The 20,706-nt window shown below is 32.2% G+C and carries 20 protein-coding genes and 1 other annotated feature; of the genes, 2 read left to right on the forward strand and 18 right to left on the reverse strand.

The features are described 5' to 3' along the window. Positions 1-157 precede the first annotated feature (157 nt). The 5 genes from KQI38_RS14080 to KQI38_RS14095 form a co-directional block, all read right to left on the reverse strand. Positions 158-697: a spore maturation protein gene (locus KQI38_RS14080; RefSeq protein WP_216560549.1), complete on the reverse strand. Its 540-nt coding sequence runs from the start codon at positions 695-697 to the stop codon at positions 158-160. Then, complete coding sequence (locus tag KQI38_RS14085; RefSeq protein WP_216560551.1) at positions 682-1,317, reverse strand: nucleoside recognition domain-containing protein; 636 nt, start codon at positions 1,315-1,317, stop codon at positions 682-684. The genes KQI38_RS14080 and KQI38_RS14085 overlap by 16 nt, the downstream gene beginning before the upstream one ends. A 357-nt stretch (positions 1,318-1,674) precedes the next feature. Further along, positions 1,675-3,012: a magnesium transporter gene (gene mgtE, locus KQI38_RS14090; RefSeq protein ID WP_216560553.1), complete on the reverse strand. Its 1,338-nt coding sequence runs from the start codon at positions 3,010-3,012 to the stop codon at positions 1,675-1,677. 298 nt (positions 3,013-3,310) lie between these two features. Further along, on the reverse strand, positions 3,311-3,607 hold the full coding sequence (locus KQI38_RS22660) for an iron-sulfur cluster biosynthesis family protein (protein ID WP_338114399.1): 297 nt from the start codon (positions 3,605-3,607) through the stop codon (positions 3,311-3,313). 284 nt (positions 3,608-3,891) lie between these two features. Beyond that, the gene (locus tag KQI38_RS14095) at positions 3,892-4,287 is read right to left on the reverse strand and encodes a phage holin family protein (RefSeq protein ID WP_094900398.1); all 396 of its coding nucleotides are present in this window, start codon (positions 4,285-4,287) and stop codon (positions 3,892-3,894) included. Positions 4,288-4,444: 157 nt separating this feature from the next. Between KQI38_RS14095 and KQI38_RS14100 the strand changes: the two genes are divergently transcribed. After that, on the forward strand, positions 4,445-4,630 hold the full coding sequence (locus tag KQI38_RS14100; protein ID WP_094900397.1) for a DUF1858 domain-containing protein: 186 nt from the start codon (positions 4,445-4,447) through the stop codon (positions 4,628-4,630). A 54-nt stretch (positions 4,631-4,684) separates the two neighbouring features. Here KQI38_RS14100 and KQI38_RS14105 read toward each other — a convergent pair whose 3' ends face one another. After that, a complete protein-coding gene (locus tag KQI38_RS14105; RefSeq protein WP_216560555.1) occupies positions 4,685-4,915 on the reverse strand; it encodes a glutaredoxin family protein in 231 nt (76 codons plus the stop codon). A gap of 209 nt (positions 4,916-5,124) precedes the next feature. On the opposite strand from KQI38_RS14105, the gene KQI38_RS14110 reads away from it, so the two are divergent. Further along, entirely contained in the window at positions 5,125-5,391 is a 267-nt protein-coding gene (locus KQI38_RS14110) for a late competence development ComFB family protein (RefSeq protein WP_158220060.1), read from the forward strand. Positions 5,392-5,427: 36 nt separating this feature from the next. On the opposite strand, the gene KQI38_RS14115 is transcribed toward KQI38_RS14110, so the two are convergent. The 12 genes from KQI38_RS14115 to KQI38_RS14170 form a co-directional block, all read right to left on the reverse strand. Continuing rightward, positions 5,428-5,793 (reverse strand): ArsR/SmtB family transcription factor, encoded by a 366-nt coding sequence (locus KQI38_RS14115; protein ID WP_201259740.1) that lies wholly within the window; start codon positions 5,791-5,793, stop codon positions 5,428-5,430. A gap of 26 nt (positions 5,794-5,819) precedes the next feature. Further along, positions 5,820-7,289, reverse strand: a complete 1,470-nt coding sequence (locus KQI38_RS14120) for a ring-infected erythrocyte surface antigen domain-containing protein (RefSeq protein WP_216560557.1) — start codon at positions 7,287-7,289, stop codon at positions 5,820-5,822. A gap of 30 nt (positions 7,290-7,319) precedes the next feature. Further along, the gene (gene rsmA / locus KQI38_RS14125; protein ID WP_216560718.1) at positions 7,320-8,186 is read right to left on the reverse strand and encodes a 16S rRNA (adenine(1518)-N(6)/adenine(1519)-N(6))-dimethyltransferase RsmA; all 867 of its coding nucleotides are present in this window, start codon (positions 8,184-8,186) and stop codon (positions 7,320-7,322) included. Then, positions 8,176-8,724: a ribonuclease M5 gene (rnmV, locus tag KQI38_RS14130; RefSeq protein WP_216560565.1), complete on the reverse strand. Its 549-nt coding sequence runs from the start codon at positions 8,722-8,724 to the stop codon at positions 8,176-8,178. The genes rsmA and rnmV overlap by 11 nt, the downstream gene beginning before the upstream one ends. A 146-nt stretch (positions 8,725-8,870) precedes the next feature. Further along, complete coding sequence (locus KQI38_RS14135) at positions 8,871-9,638, reverse strand: TatD family hydrolase (RefSeq protein ID WP_216560567.1); 768 nt, start codon at positions 9,636-9,638, stop codon at positions 8,871-8,873. A 12-nt stretch (positions 9,639-9,650) separates the two neighbouring features. Further along, positions 9,651-11,600, reverse strand: a complete 1,950-nt coding sequence (gene metG, locus KQI38_RS14140; RefSeq protein WP_216560569.1) for a methionine--tRNA ligase — start codon at positions 11,598-11,600, stop codon at positions 9,651-9,653. Between the two features lie 281 nt (positions 11,601-11,881). Next, positions 11,882-12,115 (reverse strand) — a binding site (T-box leader). Between the two features lie 191 nt (positions 12,116-12,306). Beyond that, on the reverse strand, positions 12,307-15,291 hold the full coding sequence (locus KQI38_RS14145; RefSeq protein WP_216560571.1) for a collagenase: 2,985 nt from the start codon (positions 15,289-15,291) through the stop codon (positions 12,307-12,309). An 825-nt stretch (positions 15,292-16,116) separates the two neighbouring features. Continuing rightward, the gene (gene aroC, locus KQI38_RS14150) at positions 16,117-17,241 is read right to left on the reverse strand and encodes a chorismate synthase (protein ID WP_216560573.1); all 1,125 of its coding nucleotides are present in this window, start codon (positions 17,239-17,241) and stop codon (positions 16,117-16,119) included. Between the two features lie 53 nt (positions 17,242-17,294). Continuing rightward, entirely contained in the window at positions 17,295-18,116 is an 822-nt protein-coding gene (gene aroF, locus KQI38_RS14155) for a 3-deoxy-7-phosphoheptulonate synthase (protein ID WP_216560575.1), read from the reverse strand. A 12-nt stretch (positions 18,117-18,128) separates the two neighbouring features. Then, positions 18,129-18,926, reverse strand: coding sequence for a tryptophan synthase subunit alpha (gene trpA / locus KQI38_RS14160; RefSeq protein ID WP_216560576.1), 798 nt, complete (start codon positions 18,924-18,926; stop codon positions 18,129-18,131). Continuing rightward, positions 18,916-20,097, reverse strand: a complete 1,182-nt coding sequence (gene trpB / locus KQI38_RS14165) for a tryptophan synthase subunit beta (protein WP_246565850.1) — start codon at positions 20,095-20,097, stop codon at positions 18,916-18,918. The genes trpA and trpB overlap by 11 nt, the downstream gene beginning before the upstream one ends. A gap of 5 nt (positions 20,098-20,102) precedes the next feature. After that, a complete protein-coding gene (locus tag KQI38_RS14170) occupies positions 20,103-20,705 on the reverse strand; it encodes a phosphoribosylanthranilate isomerase (RefSeq protein ID WP_216560579.1) in 603 nt (200 codons plus the stop codon). Position 20,706 lies beyond the last annotated feature (1 nt).

Here is a 20,706-nt window from a genome sequence, read left to right on the forward strand (position 1 = left end):
AAGCTTTTATAGTGAATAACTAATAGTGAATAGTTAATAGTGAATAGTTAATAGTGAATAGTTAATAGTTAAGGAAGCTTCGAATAAATTCGAAGCTTTTTTATTAAATACCCTAAAGCATCACTCAAAATTCTTCACTCTTCACTCTTCACTAATTCTATCCCCCAAAAAATAGCCTTGTTATGTATATTGCTGAAATCACTCCTGCCAAGTCTGCTATTAATCCAGCCGCTAATGCATGTCGTTGCTTCTTTATAGATACTGACCCAAAATATACTGCTAGCACATAGAATGTAGTCTCACTAGATCCCATCATTACTGCCACTGTTCTAGCTATTAAAGATTCTGGTCCATGGTTTGCAGCCAATTCACTCATTATTCCTTGAGCACCAGATCCTGATAAAGGTCTCATTAATATCATGGGCACTACTTCTCCTGGTATATTAAAGATTTCAATAACAGGTGTTATTAATTTAATTAAAATATCCATAGCTCCTGATTCCCTAAAAACTCCAATGGCTACAAGCATGGCTACAAAAGAAGGTATTATTCTTATTGCCGTAGAAAATCCATCCTTTGCTCCTTCTACAAATGATTCATAAACTTTAACATTTTTACTCATTCCATAGGATATGATGCCAACTATCATAAAAGGAATTGCAAATTTAGATAAAAGTTGCATTATTTCAAGGAACATCTGATATCCCTCCCCTGCCTCCCATTAACCCTTTTTATTTCATATCTAGGAAGCCTCTGTAAAAACTTTGCTGCTATTATAGCTGCAGCAGTAGATATAGTAGTAGCAATTATAGTTGGCCCTATTATTTCTGTAGGATTAGTTGATCCTGCTGCTGATAATATAGCAATGGTTGAAGCAGGTATCAGAGTCACCGATGAGGTATTTATTGCAAGAAAAGTAACCATTGCATTGGTTGCTGTGTCCTTATGCCTATTTAAATTCTGTAACTCTTCCATAGCTTTTAGTCCAAAAGGTGTTGCAGCATTTCCTAACCCTAGTATATTAGCTGAAATATTCATTATCATAGCTCCCATTGCAGGATGTTCAGCTGGTACATCTGGAAATAAAATCACCATAACTGGCTTGAGTATCCTTGATATTCCTCTTATAAGTCCAGAATCCTCTGCTATTTTCATTATTCCTAACCATAATGACATAACACCTATTAGCCCAATTGCCAGCTCTACAGCTGATTTAGCGTTCTCTATAGCCGCATTTGTTACAGCATCTAATTCTCCTGTTACAATCCCAACTCCAAATCCTATAATAATTAGAGCTGCCCAAATGATATTGATCATTCTATCACCCCCAAGATAGTGAATAACTAATATAAGCAGGGTACCAAAATTGTGGTTTTTAATTTTGTGTACATCGCTTAGCTACTAATATTTTCCCCGCAGGGTACTGTTCAGTAGTCCTTTAGGGTTTGTTTATCTAATGAATAATTAATAGTTAAAAGATTAAACTCTTCAGTTTCTAGTTTTTAAAACTATTCATTATTCACTATAAATATCTTATTCTCCTCTATCTGGATATATTCAAAAAATAATAAGAGCCTAGTTTCCTAGACTCTCATTAATTCTTTTATTCTTTATTAAAGAAATAACACATATCCATTTCCTACATTTCATTTGTAAATTATATATTGTACATTGTTATAGTCCTAACAATACTGTAGCTATACCAAAGTATACCATCAAAGCTAGTGCATCTACTATAGTTGTAATTAGTGGACCTGCCATTATAGCTGGATCCATTTTTAATTTTTTAGCTACCAACGGTAAAACACCACCTACTATCTTCGAAGCCATAACTGTTACTACTATGGTTATGGAAACTGTCACAGCTATAAGAATATCTGTCTTTTCTAATAATATCAGTCTTACCCAATTGATAGCAGCAAGTGCCACCCCAACTATAAAGCTAATCCTCAACTCTTTCCATAGTACTTTCCACCAATCATGAGTAGTTATTTCACCAGTAGCTAATCCTCTTATTATCAAAGTTGAAGACTGACTCCCTGAGTTTCCTCCAGTATCCATAAGCATTGGAATAAATGTACTAAGCACTACTACAGATGCTAATACATTTTCAAACTTTCCCATTATTCTTCCCGTAAATGTAGCCGAAACCATAAGTATTAGAAGCCAGGGCAATCTATGCTTTGCCAAAGTAAATACTCCTGTATCTAAATATGCTTCCTCTGATGGTGCCATTGCGGCCATCCTTTGGAAGTCTTCTGTGGCTTCTTGTTCCATAATGTCCATAATGTCATCTACTGTGATAATTCCTGTAAGTCTATTTTCATTATCTACTACTGGCAATGCTAAGAATCCATATTTTCTAAATACATTTGCTACACTTTCTTGATCATCGTGAGTATTTACACGAATTACTTCATTTTCCATGATATCATCTATAAGCAAGTTTTCATCAGATGTAACTAAAGTTCTTAAGGAAACAAATCCTTCTAAAGTTCTCTTTCTGTCAGTTACATAGCAAGTATATACAGTTTCCTTGTTTAGACCAGTTTCTTTTATATGGGTTAGTGCTTCCTTTACTGTAATGCCCTTTCTTAAGTCTACGTACTCTATTGTCATTATACTTCCAGCAGAATCTGCGGGGTACCTTAAAAATTGATTTATTAACTTTCTCTCATCTTCCTTAGTAGACTTTAGAACCTTCTTTACAATATTTGCTGGCATTTCTTCTATTAAGTCAATCATATCATCAAAGAAAAGTTCATCCATAATATATTCTAATTCTTTATCTGTTACAGAATTTATAATGCCTAATTGTTGCTCCATAGAAAAATGGGCAAATACTTCTACTGCCAAATCCTTAGGTAGCATTCTAAATATTAATAGCGTCATATGTGCATCTAATGGATCTAAAAGCTCTGCTACGTCAACCTCGTTCATTTCTGATAATTCTCTTTTAATTTCTATATACTTTTTTTGCTCAAATAATTCTAAGAGTCTTCTTTCATCCATGTTCTCCCTCCAATTTAGAGAACCATGTTCTGTGATAAAAATGGTTCTCTATTTATTATTTTTAAAATCCTATTTTTAATACTACTGGGCAAAGGACCCGAATCCATTTTCATCACCAACCCTTCCGTTATTAGTTAATAGTTAATGGTGAATAACTAATAGTTAAAACCTTAAAGACCCAAAAGCCTTACTTAAAACTATTAACTATTCACTTTTAGTTATTCACTATGTTTCTCTATTATATCACATTTTCTCCATTTCCTTAAATAAAAAAGATAGGTTTCCCTATCTTTTTATCCTAGCATCCACTGCTGCCTCTATCTGGTATTACTGTAAATCCTCTTTTTATCCAATTGTCACTATAGTCTACTGTAAATTTTCCAAAACTTTCTTCCAAACCTTCTTCTACTAAAAATGTAAATCTATCTATCTTAGTTTCAATATCTCCTTCTTTATGCTCATCCAGAGCTAATCCAAATGATGGACCACCTCAACCATAACCTGCAATATAAATCCTCAAAGGTTTTTCAGTCTTTTTAGTTTCCACAATCTTTGTTAATTCTTCTGTAGCCTTAGGTGTTAAATCTATAATCATTATTATATCCTCCTTCATTGTATTCTTCTTTATATATTATATACCCATATAGGGTATTTGTAAACATTAAATATTATTTTTATCTATAAAGTTTTAGGTCATTATAGATTACCCTAATCATTAAATTTTTAATCAAAATAAAAACCGAGACCCATCCTCTACCTTTATAAGTGATTATATATCACCACTTCAAAGATAGAAAAGAATCTCGGTTTTTAATCTTAATCATTAATCATTTGTTCATCATATTTTTATTTTTCTTACGGTTTTAATTGTCAGTTATATTACATTGCTCTTCCTGGTATTATTGCATCTACTATACCTATTACTAGAGCACCTATTATAGCTCCCCATACAGATATATTAAATCCAGGAACTATAAATTTGGTAACATAAAGAATAATTGCAGCAACTAGAAATCCTGTTATTCCTCTTCCAAATGGTGAGGCATTTACACCAGTAAACCTTTGGACTAAATGATCCAGTACTCCTATTACTACTGCTGCTAACAATAGACTCCATATACTATCTATTGTAAAGCCTGGAGTAAAATATGCTGCTATAGCCACTACTATTGCTGTCACCAAAACTCTTATAAGCATTTCCCCAATATTAAAGTCATTGTCCCTATCTCTGTCCCTGTCCCTATGTTGATCTCTGTTTCTATCGTCATTATCCATAACTTCACCTCCTGATATAATAATCTCCAATAATAGATTTTTTTATACAGCAAATTATTAAATAATTTTTATATTTTGTGAAATCATATAAATATACTAGAAAGGAAATAAAAGATATGCTACTATATTAGTAAGAATTAAAAAGGAGGTTGAGAGTATGGAAGTTACTAAAGATATGCTAATTGGTGAATTAATTAGAAAAAAACCAGAAGCAATAGAAATTCTTATGAGATTTGGTATGGGCTGTGTAGGTTGTCCGTCAAGCCAAATGGAAAGCTTAGAAGAAGCTGCTATGGTACATGGCTTAGATTTAGATAAATTAATGGCTGCATTAAATGCATAATGCCGACTAACAAAAAAGAAGAGCTTACAAAATGTAGCTCTTCCTTTTTATAGTTTATTTTGCTAATAAGTTATCTATTTTTTCCTTATCAAAACCTACTACTTCTTCACCGTCTATAACTAATACGGGTACACCCATATGTCCCATAGCCATTAATTCTTTTCTAGCATCTTTATCTGTTTGAACATTTTTTTCAGTATAATCTATACCTTTTTCCTTTAGATAATCTTTAGCAGAAACGCAATATGGGCAAGTATTACTTGTATAAACTGTTACATTAGCCATTTTAATTCCTCCTTTAATATACTACTAATTCAATTATACCCTACGGGGGTATAAAAGTCAATAGCTTTTACGATAATATTTTACCCATAGTTATTTAAAATAATCATAGATATGAGAATTAATACTTATTAGCTGTATGTAAATTGACAATAATATTTATAAATAATATAATATTTCGTATGTCAAATTAAATTTTAAGGATGGTACTAATGATAAAAAACTATATGGAATTGTTAGTTGATGAGATTTTCAATGAAATAAAAAACAGTTATAAAATCTGCAATGAGGAAAAATGTATACATGATATTAAATCCATTGCTTTAAATAATCTACCAACCCATTATTTTAAATATGATACAACAGAAGCAGATAAAAAAGCTTTCTTATTAGAACGTCAACGGAGAATATCTGTATTAGCAAAAGTTGCTGAAGCAGCAGACATTGTATGCTCAAAATGTTATAGAAAAGGAAATTGAACCCACAGATTCCCTCCTAAGAGGGCCCCGTGGGCGTTATTTATGTTTCACGTGATTTAATCCTTGTTCAAACAGCTCCAACACATGTTCATCATCTAATGAATAGATAACAAGTTTACCTTCCTTTTTAAACTTGACCAATTTCATATCTCTTAAAATCCTCAACTGATGAGATATAGCTGATTGGGTCATTTCAAGTATATTAGCAATATCACATACACATAAAGATGACTTGGATAAGACATAAATGATTTTTAATCTGGTAGGATCTGATAATGCCTTAAACATATTAGATAAAAGATATATTTCTTCCTCACTATTTAAATTTTTCTTTAGATTTTTAAGCGATATTTCATCTGATAGATGACCTACACATACTAGCTTATCTTTTGTTTCTTTCATCATTTTAGCCTCCCATTATCTTAATTTTAATCCGTTGGCATCATTGGAGTTACAGGATGCACGGGTCTTCCAGTCATTGGATCTATATATATAATCCAATATCCTTCTACATGTAATCCTTGGTACCAAGTATTGAATCCATTAGCTCCTCTGTATGGATGCTCATCTGTAGTAAACTCACCTGGTATCCCATATACGAAGTATTTAACAGCCTCTCCTTCATTGTATAGTCCAAATAAATAATGTCCATACTTACTCATCAGTTGATTGCAAGTAGTAGTAGTAGTATTGTTATAGGGTTCTTTATTATTTCCTCCAATAATGTATGAAAAATATGGAAGAAAAGCTCTATATTCATTTTCTTTATCTAATTCTACTATCCACCAATTATATCCTTTTAGGTTATATTTAAAAGGATCAATATAAGGGAAAAACCTTAAAATACTCAATACATAATTAGTTGTTTGATTTTTTTGGTTTAATTTTCTTATATAGTCTAATGTCTTATAATCTGGTTCCATTGATTCTTCATCTAAATCTTCTAAATCAAACTTAACATCGGAATTCTCTTGAATATAATCTTCATTTTTTACTTCTATGTTTTCTTCTAAAGGTATATCCTCTGATAATTCATGTTGTACGACCTCAACATCTTGTTTCTCTATTATAGGCTCAGTAGCTGGTATATCATATGCTGGATTATATACTGGTACCTCATACGCTTGCTCGTATGCAGGTACATTATATATAGACTCATGTGTAGATCCTATCTTTATAGGTTCTTCAACTGGTTTAATTTCCTGCATTTCTATTTCTTGCACTTCCTCTAGTTTTTCAACTTCTTGGATCTCTGCCTCTTGTAATTCCTCTGGCTTTTCAACTTCTTGGATCTTCACATCTTGTATTTCCTCTGGACTTTCTACTTCTTTAGTTTCTTCTTCTTTTATTCTTTCTTGTACTTCTTCTTGTATGCTTATTTCTTGTACTTCTTCTGGCTCGATTACTTCTTTAGCTAATTCTTCTATTGCTAATCCTTTTATATGTTGTTCTATCTCTGTTGCTGGCTCAGATATAGATTGAATATGAGATTTAAAAGGTACGGATTCTATGTATCTTTCAATGGTGCCATCTTCTTTATCCAGATACCCTCCAAGGAGTACCTCTCCATCTCTCATTACTAGAATACCAGATATTTTGTCTGCTTGAAAGTTCTTAGCTTCTAATTCTCTCTGTATAAAGGTATATTCTCCTTTTCCTCTTCCTATATCATCTGTAAATATTTTCCCTAGTTCCCAAACTGAATGTGATTTATCCTTAGAGATAAATACAACATTATAGAAATTATCTACTTCTGCATTTTCAATATTTACTGTGACAATTCCTCTAGGACCCTTTATCTCTAGTTTGCAATGACCCTTTGGGTTTCTTCCAGCCATGGTAGAAAGTTCTTTCTTCAGTATTATAAACTTCCTTGTATATGCTAATGATGACGGCATAATTTTACCCCCTTTTTACACTTTATTTAATTATATGTCTAATGGGGGCAATGTTTTACTAATCTTTATAAAATCTTCTACAGATAAGTTTTCTGCTCTTGTATTAACATTGATATTTAGCTTCTCTAGAGCTTCTTTTATAGTTTCCTTTTCAATATTAAATCCATAGGTAGATAATGAATTTAGTATAGTTTTTCTTCTCTTTGAGAAAGCAGCTTTGACTATTTTGAAAAATTTATCCTTATCTACATCTGGTAGTTCCTTTTTGATTTCAAGCTTTATAACGGCTGAATCTATTTTAGGCTGAGGCATGAAAACAGTCTTTGGTACTTTTACAACTATTTCTGGTTTACTATAAAAATTGACAAATACAGAAAGACTTCCATATTCCTTTCCTCCTGGACCTGCCTCCATCCTTTCGGCTACTTCCTTTTGAACCATGACTATAATAGACTGTAAATTTAAATTATCTTCTATTAACTTTGCTATTATTGGTGTAGTCACATAATAAGGTAAATTTGCTACTACTTTTACGGGACCACCACTTAATTTTTCTTCTATTAGCTTTTCTATATCAATTTTTAATACATCTCCATGGATTATTTCTACATTATCATATTTTCCAAGAGTTTCATCTAATATCGGTAATAAAGTATCATCTATCTCAATAGCTACAACCTTCTTTGCCCTTAGGGCTAATTCTTCAGTTAACGTACCCATGCCAGGACCTATTTCTATTATATAATCTTCTGATGTAATATCTCCCTCATCTACTATCTTTCGCACAATATTACCATCTATTAGAAAGTTTTGTCCTAAAGATTTTGAAAATTTAAATCCATATCTTTCTAAAATTTCTTTTACATACTTAGGAGAATAAAGCCTCTTATCTTCCATAGTCTTCTTCAATCCTTTCCAAAGCTTTCCCAAACTCTTCCCTAGTTACTCCAAAATTATTTAACCTATTAAGAAATTGTTTAGAATTTGAATATCCAATACCTAATATCTCTCCCAATTTTTCTCTTTTCTCCCTTGACTTTGGTCCACCCGCTAATCCAAGGGCCGTTATCTCTTCCTTTGTAAACTCCTCTTTTCTTTCTATACTACTTGGCCTTGCTTTTAGGATTGCCTCAATAATATCTTCCTTATTTGCATTTTCTACTCCTATATCTCCCTTTTTCAAAGCTTTTCCTTGAGGCAAAAATGCGTGCTTACAATTTTTAATATGTTTAGATAAGTCCCTTCTAATTTGTTCTCCAGCATAATCTGGGTCTGTTAAGATAATAACTCCTCTTTTTTCTGCTATGTTTTTAAGAGTCTTAATAAATTCTTTCTTATAGCCAAACCCACCTGTTGCGATAACTTCTGCATCTAATGCGGCTTTGACAACAGTAATATCATCTTTTCCCTCTACTACTATTACTTCTTTTATCAATATAACAACCCCTTTAATCAGTTCACAATTAACAATTCACGGTTCACAATTATGAAAGTAGTAAACTATGGTCAAAAAACCCCAAAAACATTCCCCAACAATTGTGCATTGTGAACTGTGAATTGTGCATTTGAATTATTTAAGATTCAACGAATTTTAAATAATTCCTTAGTGTTTCTATTTGTAGCCTTTGCCAACTCTTCAAATGATATTCCTTTGGCTTCTGCTATGGTTCCTGCTACATATTTTACAAATATTGGTTCGTTTCTTTTCCCTCTATAAGGCTCAGGAGTTAAATATGGGCAGTCTGTTTCTACAAGGAGTTTATCTAATGGAACTACTTTAGCTACTTCCCTACTTACCCTAGCGTTTTTAAATGTAACCGGCCCAGCTAGGGATATATAAAATCCCATTTTTATATATTCTGCTGCCATTTCAGCACTGCCAGAATAGCAATGTAATACTCCCCTTAAAGTTCCGTCCTGAGCTTCCTTTAATATATTAAAAGTTTCCTCCGCAGCATCTCTAGTATGAATAACTACTGGCAAATCTACTTCCTTTGCAAGATTAATTTGTTCCCTAAACCATTTTCTTTGTATATCTCTAGGAGAATTATCATAGTAAAAATCTAATCCTATTTCTCCTATAGCTACTACTTTACCCCTTTTAGCAAAGGCCCTTAATATCTCAATAGTTGAGTTATCCATTTCTTTTGCAGAGTGGGGATGTATACCAACTGCTGCATATATATTATCATACTTTTCAGTTAAAGACACCGAAGCAATACTAGATTGTAAATCTGCCCCTATGTTTATAACCATTTCTATTCCATTGTTTTTTAAATTTTTAATTAGCATATCTCTATCATTATCAAATCTTCTATCATCGAGATGTGCATGACTATCTATAAGCATAATTATTTCTCCTTATGATATTGTAGCACCTGATTGTAGATCCTCCAAAGTTGATACTAAGCTAAGTTTACCAGTACTATCCTCTGCAGCTAATATCATTCCTTTAGATTCTACACCTCTTAATTTCACAGGTTTTAAGTTTGTGACTACTACTACCTTTTTACCCACTAAATCTTCAGGTGAATAATATTCTTTTATACCTGATACTACTTGGCGTTGTTCTTCACCTAATTTTAATTGCAATACATAGAGTTTATCAGCTTTAGGGTGATTTTCACAAGATATAACTTCTGCTACTTTTAATTTTACTTTATCAAAATCATCTATTGTAATTTCTTCTACTTTTTCTTTCACTTCTTCCACTTTATCAACCTTCTTTCCTTTGTTTCTTGAATCTATGAGCTTTTGGTTTGCATCATTTAGTTTAACTAATTCCTTTTCTATTTCAAGTCTTGGGAATATAATATTTCCTCTTTCTACTTTTGTACCTACTTCTAGTATTCCCCAGACCTTAGCATCATCCCATGATACTTCATTCTTTAATCCAAGTTGCTTTCTTATCTCTACTGAAGTTTTTTCCATAAATGGTTTAATCAGTATAGATACTATTCTTAAACTTTCTGCTAAATTATATAATACTGTATCTAATCTTTCTTTATCTTCTTCCTTTGCTAGTATCCATGGTGCAGTTTCATCTACATATTTATTGGTTCTTCTAATCAACTTCCATATTTCTTCTAAGGCATTAGAGAAGTTTAATCTCTCCATATATTCTTCTACTTTAGCAGCTGCATTTATTCCAGTTTCTTTTAGAGAATTGTCAAATTCTCCTTCCTTAACTGGAGAAGGAATTATTCCTTCATTATATTTTTCAATCATAGTAACTGTTCTACTAACTAGATTTCCTAAATCATTTGCCAAATCTGAATTTAGTCTTTGTAAGAATTTATCTCTATGGAAAGAGCCATCTTGACCAAAAGAAAATTCTCGAAGAAGAAAGTATTTGAAGGCATCTATGCCATATAATTCAATTATTGGCTCTGGATATATTACATTTCCCTTTGATTTAGACATTTTATCATCTTCAAATAATATCCAACCATGACCAAATACTTTTTTTGGTAATTCTAACTCCATTGCCATTAAAAGTGCCGGCCAAATTATAGTATGGAATCTCACTATCTCCTTACCTACTAAATGTACATTTGCAGGCCAGAAGTCTTCAAAGTTCTTATTGTCATCACTGCCATACCCTAAAGCTGTAATATAACATGATAACGCATCTATCCATACATACACTACATGAGATGGGTCAAATGGAACCTTAATCCCCCAATCAAAACTAGTTCTGGATACACATAAATCCTCTAAGCCATCTTTTAAGAAATTGTTCACCATTTCATTCTTCCTTGATTCAGGTTGAATGAATTCAAGATTTTCATCGTAAAATGCTAATAGTTTATCCCTATATTTTGAAAGTTTAAAGAAGTATGCTTCCTCCTCTGCAAGATGAACTTCTCTACCACAATCCGGGCACTTTCCTTCTATTAGCTGAGATTCTGACCAAAATGCCTCACATGGAGTACAATAATGTCCTTCATACTTTGATTTATATATTTCACCTTTTTCATATAGTTTTGTAAATATTTCTTGAACTGCTTTTTCATGATGAGAGTCTGTAGTTCTTATGAAAGTATCGTAGTCTATCTCTAAAGTCTTCCATAATTCTTTTATATCTGCCACTATCTTATCTACATAAGCTTTTGGTGTAACTCCATTTTCTTTAGCCTTTTCCTGAATCTTTTGACCATGCTCATCTGAGCCTGTTACAAAATATACGTCATATCCTTGCATTTGTTTAAACTTCTTTATAGCATCTGCTGCTACTGTAGTATAAGTATGACCTATATGCAGATTATCAGATGGATAATAGATTGGTGTCGTTAAATAATATTTTTTCATCTTTATTACCTCCCGTTTATTCAATGCACAATTCACAGTTCACAATTCACAATTGTTAGGGTCTAGCTGTCGGGTATTTTTTTGCGACCTGCAGTCGCTGTTTTAATTGTGCATTGTGCATTGTGCATTGTGCATTGTTTTTTATTTGTTTACTTCTCGCAGTTTCGCAACTCAAATCTATTTACTCGCTACGCTTGTATAGATTTGGTGCTCATTGCGTTTGACCTACATCAACTCACTAGCGTTCGTTGTGTTAGGTCATAAAAAAACCCTCATCTCTATATAGAGACGAAGGTTATCTTCGCGGTACCACTCTAATTTATCTAAATCTTGCGATTTAAATCTTACTAGGTTATAATAAACCTTGCAGTGTAACGGCTGCTTCCGTTACAGCCTAAAATCTTCGGCTGTAAAGTTCCGGGGCCATCTTCGGAATAATCTTAATCACTGGCTTTCACCTAACCCAGCTCTCTATAGAATAATCTTAGTCCTACTCTTCCCTTCCACACTTTTAACATGAGTTTACTCAACAGTCAAACTTAATATCTAGTCTAATTTACCTTTAGTATATCTTTCCTTATTTGATAATATATTATACTCTAACAGAAATATTTAGTCAACTAAATAATTAATATTGCAGTATTAGTTGAGTAAATTTTTATAATCCTTGTTTTTTGATTGCATAAAGAGACATTTAGTCTACGGTCTATTTAAGAGGTCCGTTAACATCTATTGTATATGAACCTGTTCCTGAATATTTATATATATAAAGATAATATCTACCTGCTGCTGCATCATAAGAACCTGTTAATCTCCCACCTGTCGTTGAAGTAGGATACGCTACATAATTTATAGTATCTGATGCCTCATAAAGCATCCAGCTAATTCCCAAATCCCTGTCTGGTGTTACATTGATATCAACCTGTCCATTGGAGATTACATCAAAATAGTACACATCTACATTGTCATTACCATGAATCTCCGCAGATACTGTGAGTTCAGCAGTTATAGGTCCATTTGCATTATCAAATGTATCATTTGATTCAGTCTCAGATGTGATTCCATCACTAGGATTAATTTCAGGCTCATTAATTATTACCTGTGCCTCATCTGTATTTCTTTCTCCTTTATCATCTACTACTGTCAAAGTTGCTGTAAATGTACCTGCTGTTGAGTAGGTATAGTTTGGATTTACTTCTGTGCTTGTACTACCATCTCCAAAATCCCATAGATATGATATTATAGTCCCATCACTATCTTTAGAACCCATGCTACTAAAGCTTATCTCCTCACCTTTCGTCACAACATATGGTCCATTTGCTTCTGCTACTGGAGGATTGTTCACCTGTATTGTCCCATCACCTGTAAGTATTCCATGAAATACTACGTCAAATTCTGCTTCATCTAATGAATTCACTTTATAATTTGTAAAGTAGCATACTACTGTTTCATACCCACTCCATGGATAAGATGTAAGTGTGTTTAAAGATTCATTCGCCATTAAATCCATGTATTCCCAATCTGCTATAGGTCCTTGAGATGTTGCTTTTGTATATGTCCCACGTAATGTAAATGTTTTAAAAAATTCTGATTGTGATTGGGTTATTGTTATATCTGTCAGATCCACAACTGAAGTTATATCTGAGTATATTGACTCTAGATCTTTTCTTGTATGGGTTTCTAAGTAGTCATCAGCTACAAGGGGAACATAGTAAATATTTATATTATCTACTAAATATTGCATTTGATTTTGATATTCTGCATTTAATCGATTATCATTACTATATTGGCTTATTAAGTTATCATATTCCCTTACATTATTTGTCTTTACAGCATTATTCAAACTGTCCAACATATCCCTATTCTTTTCATGCATATAATTATAAACAACAAAACCATAGGTATAAAAAGTAAAACCACTATCATATGATGAATGTAAAGTTTTAGATAAGGAATATCTATCTTCCACTCTTCCAATATTGGATACCATAGTTTTTCTTGGAACAACCCCATCAGTACGAGTAGAACCCGCAAACCATTCAGCTCCACCTTCTTCAAACCATGTTAATCTTTCATTATTATAAATTTCTGATTCTCCCCACATACCAGGGACCAAATATCTGCCTTGTAAATAGTGAGTAAATTCATGACGGAATAACTCTTCTAATGTATATATGCTGTCTTGAGGAGTTCTTTCATAGGTATAAAAGGATCCCCAGCTCTCTATATACATACCACCATTATTAGTATCTAGTCCAAACAAATATCTATTCATACCATATTCATGAGGACTATTATAAATGTAACATATCAATACTTCATCAGTATTATTGGCTTCAAGGGGAGTATCACTTCCTATGCTCCTATAAAATTGCGCTCTAACTTCATGTGAAGCCCAGTATAGCCTTTTAACTTTATCAATTGTAACATCATCTCCAGCATATATGATTAATTTATCATCATCAAAAGTATATTTTTTAGGCAGGTATTTATTTATTCCATCTTGTGTGATTTTCTTAATATCTATTCTTCTGTCATAATAATCTAATCCATCATAATTATCTACTATAGATGAAGCAGCTTGAAAATACGCTTCCCCTAAATACGGATAGGAGCTCATTGCCTGTGTGAGGACTCTATTTCCTTCACTTGGATTGCTATGAACTTTCCCTAATGTTCCCATCCAGTATAGTCCATTATTTATAAGCCATCCATTATCTGAATTAAAGTTTCCTAATAGCGCTATATTCGATACTTCTGTTATAAAATCATCAATTCTGCCATACCAAATAGTTTTTGATGGTATAACTCCATTATAAAGTTCTTCATTAATGTCATATTCTATACCACCACCTAAGTTATAAATAGCTGTTCCTTTTGCATTATCATTTATATAGTTATTTATATTTGATTGAAATTGTTGAAATATAGGAATAGTACGGTTGATTATATCTACATTGGTTGAGCCGTTCCACATAAGAAGACCTATGGAAGATACTAAATCATCCTGCTGTACTGTACCTAATTTGAAATTAACATTATTCATAACTGAAACTATTGCAGGTAAACATTTATCATGATAATCTCTACTATTAAGCTCACTTAATTGACTATTATAAAATCCTAAATAAAAGCCTGCTCTAACTACTTCACAAAGTGTAGGTATACCTTTGTTATCTGTACTTGTATATTGTCTTCCACGAATGTTTATTGCATCAATAAGCGTTTCCATACGACTTTGATTAGAATAAAATTCATATGCGTCTTGGCTATATTGAAATAAATCTGTAATATCACTGTATTTAAGAGTAACTAGCAGATTTACTAAATCAGTATAATTTAATGTCTTTAGATAAGACATTGAGTAGGTGCTTTCCCCTGCAGCAAATGATCTTATATCCTGGAAACTTTGGTCAATAGATTCCGACTGTGGCGGTTCAGGTGATTTGATTGCTAATAAATCATCTGTAATTTCTTTTGAAAATACACTACTCTCTTTTTTTTCTCTATTCTCTATTTTTCCTATAGGTAGTTGATTTGATACTGATGAAGCATTGAGATTATCATTTATTGCTAAAACTGAGCCACTGAAAACATTACTTAATAATAAAACAATAATGCAAAACAAGCATATAATTTTATATAATTTATGCCTGCCTTTTTTTCGATCTTTACCAGTTGTTTTTTCCATAATAGAATCCTCTCCTTTAAAATAATTTTATTTTATAAATAACCCTTGATGAAAATACAATAGTCACCTCCTTGGATAATATAGTTAAAATTCAATTGCTATATTTTCTTCCTCACTGATTTCATGAGATAATATTCATGATTTTTCTACAGTTTCTTTTCCTAATAAATTTCTCGATAATCTCAATACCATTTAACTTTGATAAATAATGCTTATAATTGAAAATATAAATCTATTACTCTTTTTGTTTTTCGAATATTCGGAATATTTTCTTCGTACTTTCAAAACAACTTCTAAATAATCACTCTGTTTTTTATAATCTTGAAAATAATAAGGATATGCCAATTAATTCAATAATTGATGATATTAAATAATAGAGATTACAATAGTTATCTTACAGTGTTATTAAAGATCATGTTTTAACAATCTTTAAATTACATTTTTTTAAACTATACGCTAAGGAACTGAGTCTGAAAGATATAATTTGAAATGGAAAAATCTTAATTTTAAAAACTTACCTTGTGAGAAATACTTCAACATACGTGATATTCTTATATTTGGCTTTTGTTATAATTTCTTATAGTCAAAAGTAATATTTATATCTAATAATTTACAATGCAATCTTTATGCCATTTTATCGCTTTAATACACTCTAGTGATATTGATGTATTTATTCAATAAAATTGAAAATAATTAAGAAAAAGTATTAAATTTAATACTTTTTCTTAATTATTTTTAAAGATCAATATGAAATTTCAGACCAAATTCAGAATCATAGTAGAATTAGTCTTATCTTATATCTACTCTCTATTACTCTTCATAATATTACTGCGCTTTTACTCTAGTCATATAGTTTTCAAAATTATATTTAAGTTCTTCTATACTATCTCCACCAAACTTTATCATCATCTCATTAGCTAATACATATGCCAACATATTCTCTGCAACAATACTAGCTGAAGGTACAGAACAAACATCCGTCCTTTCAACCTGAGCATGAATATGCTCTTTTGTTTCCATATCTACAGTATTCAAAGGCTTCTTCAGGGTAGGAATAGGTTTCATAATTGCTCTGAATACTATATCTTCTCCATTAGAAACTCCCCCTTCAATTCCCCCTGAATTATTGGTTTTCCTATAGTATCCATTTATATCATAGTATATCTCATCATGTACCTTTGAGCCAGGCTTATTAGATGTATTAAATCCTAACCCAAATTCAATTCCTTTTATTCCGGGAATGCTCATTATACCATAAGCAATCTTTCCATCTAATCTTCTATCCCAGCTGATATAACTTCCCAATCCTACAGGAATATTCATCCCTATTACTTCTATAACTCCACCTAAAGCATCTCCTTCTTTTTTTATATTATCTATTTTTTCTATCATAAGCTTTTCAGTTTCTTTATCTAAGACTCTCACAATAGATTCATCTACTTTTAACAATTCCTCTTTACTAATATTATTATAATTATCCTTTGAAGTTTCAATATCTCCAATTTTAACTACATGACTATATATACATATATTGAATTCCTTTAATAACAACTTACATATACTGCCCAATGCAACTCTCATAGCTGTTTCTCTAGCACTAGCTCTTTCTAAAGTATTTCTACCACCTTTTTGATTGTACTTTAAGGAACCTGCTAAGTCTCCATGACCTGGCCTAGGTCTTGTTATTTCTCTTAATTCTACATCAGTTCCTCTATTTTTAATTATAATGGATATTGGATTTCCTGTGGTATAGGAATTATTGATTCCAGATAGAACTTTTATTTCATCTTTTTCTATAGCCATCCTTTCACTTCTGCCATATCCTTTTTGCCTTCTTTCAAGCTCATGGTTTACATATTCTATATCAAAATATAAATTTGCTGGAAGCCCATCTATTATTCCCTGCAAACTATCGCCATGAGATTCTCCTGATGTTAAGAATCTAATCATTTGAATATCCTCCCATATATAGGTTAATGGTCTAAACAAAGAAATAATCTTTGCTATAACAGTTTATTTTCGAGTTTTGCAATAGCCTTTAAATCCTTCATAAGTTTTTGAAATCTATCTGGAGTTATAGATTGCTCTCCGTCACATTTTGCATTTATAGGGTCATTATGAACTTCAATGATCAGTCCATCTGCCCCTGCTGCTATGGCAGCCTTTGAAAGTGGTTCTACTAACCACCACAAACCAGAAGCATGACTAGGATCTACTATTACTGGAAGGTGACTTAATTTCTTAATTATAGGAACTGCACTTAAATCCAAAGTATTCCTTGTATATCTTTCAAAGGTCCTAATCCCTCTTTCGCATAAAACTATATTTTCATTTCCTTCTAACATAATATATTCAGCAGCCATCAAAAACTCTTCTATAGTAGCTGACATTCCTCTCTTTAAAAGTACGGGTTTTTTTATCTTACCTAGCTCTTTTAAAAGAGGATAGTTTTGCATATTCCTTGCTCCAATCTGAATAACATCCACATTCTCTATAAATTTATCTAAATAATCTAATGACATAAGCTCTGTTACAATAGGAAGTCCTGTTTTCTCTCTGGCTATCTTTAGCATCTCTAGTCCAGTTTCACCTAATCCCTGAAAGCTATAAGGGGAAGTCCTTGGCTTAAAAATACCCCCTCTTAAGAAACCAGCCCCTGATGTTTTTAATTTTTCAGCTATATTTACTATTTGTTCCTCACTTTCTACTGAGCAGGGTCCAGCCATTATTGCTATTTCCTTACCGCCTATGGTATTTCTGCCGACATTTATAATTGAGTTTATTGGATGTGAAATTCTATTCACCTTATTAAGACCTATCTCCATGAGCCTCCCCCCTTACTCATCAATTGCTTCTTTTAAACTTTTTACAAACTCAAAAACTCTTCCCTCAATATTATCCGATTCTATTCCCTTCTCTATTTCTTTAACAATTGCACTTCCAACTATTAGCCCATCAGCTAAATCCTTTAATTTCTTTATGCTCTTTACATCAGATATACCAAAACCAATAACTGTAGGAATGTTTGAATGTTTTTTTGTTTCTTCTAAGAGATCTACCAGTCCTTCATCAAAGGATTCTCTCATTCCTGTAATGCCCTTTGAAGAAATGCAATAAATAAATCCTTTTCCTTCTTTAACTATTGATTCTACACGACTATGAGAAGTTGGAGCAACTAGGACTATTAAATCAATAGAATAAGCCTTCATCATTTCGTTTAATATTTTTCTCTCCTCTAAAGGAATATCTGGGATAATCAAACCATCTATTCCACATTCTTTACATCTACTTAAAAATCTTTTTACTCCATAAGAGATAACTGTATTGTAATACACCAAGAAAATCAGAGGAATTTCTGTTTTACATCTTAGTGTTGACACCATTGAAAAAATAGTCTCCACATTAATACCTTGGTTTAAAGCCCTTGATGAAGCTCTCTGTATAACAGGCCCGTCTGCTAGAGGATCTGAATATGGAATCCCCAATTCAATAATATCGGCTCCTGCTTTTTCCATTGCCAAAACTAATTCTATGGTTTTATCTAATGTAGGATCTCCTAATGTAATATAAGTAATTAGGGCTTTTCTTTTCCCCTCTCTAAGTTCATCAAACTTTTTCTTTATTCTACTGTCCATCTTCAAATTCCCCCAATACATTAAACAATGTATCTATATCCTTATCTCCTCTTCCGGACAAATTCACTACAATAATATCTTCTTTATCTATTTGTCTAGCTAACTTCATTAAATGCGCTATAGCATGAGCGCTTTCCAAAGCAGGTATAATTCCTTCTGTCTTAGTTAAATATCGAAAAGCTTTTATTGCCTCATTATCATTGATAGCTACATATTTAATTCTGTTTATAGAATGAAAATATGCATGTTCTGGTCCAATCCCTGGATAATCAAGGCCTGCTGATATTGAATGTACTGGTTTAATCTGCCCATTTTCATCCTGCAACAAATAAGTCATCATTCCATGTATGATTCCTAATCTACCTTTGGAAATACTAGCTGCATGATATTCTGTATCTATTCCCTTTCCTCCTGCTTCAACACCATACATCTCTACTTTTTCCTCAATAAAAGGATAGAATAAACCCATTGCATTACTTCCTCCACCTACACAAGCTACTAAATAATCTGGCAATCTACCTTCCTTTTTCATAATTTGTTCCTTCACTTCATCTCCTATAATCCTTTGAAAATCTCTTACCATTGTAGGATAAGGATGGGGTCCTACTACTGATCCAATTACATAAAAAGTATCTTCTGGATTAGTGACCCAATGCCTAATGGCTTCATTAGTAGCATCCTTCAAGGTTCTTGTTCCAGAACTCACAGAGTTTATTTTAGCCCCCAACATTTTCATCTTCAAAACATTTAACCCTTGCCTTTTTATATCTTCCTCCCCCATAAAAACTTCACAGGAAATATCAAATATTGCACAAATAGTAGCTGTAGCCACTCCATGCTGTCCTGCACCTGTCTCTGCTATTATTTTCTTTTTTCCCATTCTTCTAGCAAGTAGTACTTGACCAATTACATTATTTATCTTGTGAGCCCCAGTATGGTTTAAGTCCTCTCTCTTTAGATAAATCTTACCTCCACCTAGTTTTTTTGTTAGATTCTCCGCATAATATAATGGAGTAGGTCTTCCAGAATACTCTTGACAATAATACATATATTCCTTTTTAGAATTCTCATCATCTTTTATACTAATAAATGATTTTTCCAGCTCGATCAATGGATTCATTAAAGTTTCAGGTACGAACTGCCCACCAAATTGTCCAAACCTCTTATTCATATAAATCATCCCCTTACTCTCTCTATAAAATCTTTTATCTTTCCATAATTCTTATATCCTTCTGTCTCCACTCCAGAGCTTACATCTACTACTGCAGGTCTAACTATCCCTATAGCATTTCTGATGTTTTCCGAACATAATCCCCCTGCTAAAACTATGGACTTAGTTTTACCAATCTCTGTAGCTAATTCCCAATTAAACCTTTTTCCTGTCCCCCCAGCTTCCCCTTCTATCCAAGTATCCAAAAGATACTTATTAACCCTATATTTTTCTAATAATTCTAGGCTATTTTCATCTCTTATAAGAAAGGATTTCCATACTTCATTCTCAAAACAACTACAATAACTAGAACTTTCATCTCCATGGAATTGAAGTACATCAAGGTGACAAAGTTTTTCTATTTCTTTTACTTCTTCTAGAGAATGATTTAGAAATACACCAACTTTTTTTATATCTTTATTTAATCTATCTACTAATCTCCTTGCCATATAAGGGTCAATTTGTCTCTTACTTTTTGCAAATACAAATCCTATATATTCTGGTCTTAATTCATTTACATAATCTATATCTTCATATCTTCTCAATCCACAGATCTTTATCTCTACCAAA

The organism is Tissierella carlieri (assembly GCF_018917285.1).
Lineage (GTDB): Bacteria > Bacillota > Clostridia > Tissierellales > Tissierellaceae > Tissierella > Tissierella carlieri.

Excerpts from the sequence above, each read along its gene's own strand:
- KQI38_RS14085 (WP_216560551.1), bottom strand. The coding sequence starts at position 1,317 with ATGATCAATATCATTTGGGCAGCTCTAATTATTATAGGATTTGGAGTT.
- rsmA (WP_216560718.1), bottom strand. The coding sequence starts at position 8,186 with ATGGAAGATAAGAGGCTTTATTCTCCTAAGTATGTAAAAGAAATTTTA.
- KQI38_RS14115 (WP_201259740.1), bottom strand. The coding sequence starts at position 5,793 with ATGAAAGAAACAAAAGATAAGCTAGTATGTGTAGGTCATCTATCAGAT.
- trpA (WP_216560576.1), bottom strand. The coding sequence starts at position 18,926 with ATGGACAGTAGAATAAAGAAAAAGTTTGATGAACTTAGAGAGGGGAAA.
- KQI38_RS14100 (WP_094900397.1), top strand. The coding sequence starts at position 4,445 with ATGGAAGTTACTAAAGATATGCTAATTGGTGAATTAATTAGAAAAAAA.
- KQI38_RS14105 (WP_216560555.1), bottom strand. The coding sequence starts at position 4,915 with ATGGCTAATGTAACAGTTTATACAAGTAATACTTGCCCATATTGCGTT.
- KQI38_RS14120 (WP_216560557.1), bottom strand. The coding sequence starts at position 7,289 with ATGCCGTCATCATTAGCATATACAAGGAAGTTTATAATACTGAAGAAA.
- aroF (WP_216560575.1), bottom strand. The coding sequence starts at position 18,116 with ATGGAGATAGGTCTTAATAAGGTGAATAGAATTTCACATCCAATAAAC.
- KQI38_RS14135 (WP_216560567.1), bottom strand. The coding sequence starts at position 9,638 with ATGCTTATAGATAGTCATGCACATCTCGATGATAGAAGATTTGATAAT.
- mgtE (WP_216560553.1), bottom strand. The coding sequence starts at position 3,012 with ATGGATGAAAGAAGACTCTTAGAATTATTTGAGCAAAAAAAGTATATA.
- KQI38_RS14110 (WP_158220060.1), top strand. The coding sequence starts at position 5,125 with ATGATAAAAAACTATATGGAATTGTTAGTTGATGAGATTTTCAATGAA.
- KQI38_RS14080 (WP_216560549.1), bottom strand. The coding sequence starts at position 697 with ATGTTCCTTGAAATAATGCAACTTTTATCTAAATTTGCAATTCCTTTT.
- metG (WP_216560569.1), bottom strand. The coding sequence starts at position 11,600 with ATGAAAAAATATTATTTAACGACACCAATCTATTATCCATCTGATAAT.
- KQI38_RS14095 (WP_094900398.1), bottom strand. The coding sequence starts at position 4,287 with ATGGATAATGACGATAGAAACAGAGATCAACATAGGGACAGGGACAGA.
- aroC (WP_216560573.1), bottom strand. The coding sequence starts at position 17,241 with ATGATTAGATTCTTAACATCAGGAGAATCTCATGGCGATAGTTTGCAG.
- KQI38_RS14145 (WP_216560571.1), bottom strand. The coding sequence starts at position 15,291 with ATGGAAAAAACAACTGGTAAAGATCGAAAAAAAGGCAGGCATAAATTA.
- trpB (WP_246565850.1), bottom strand. The coding sequence starts at position 20,097 with ATGAATAAGAGGTTTGGACAATTTGGTGGGCAGTTCGTACCTGAAACT.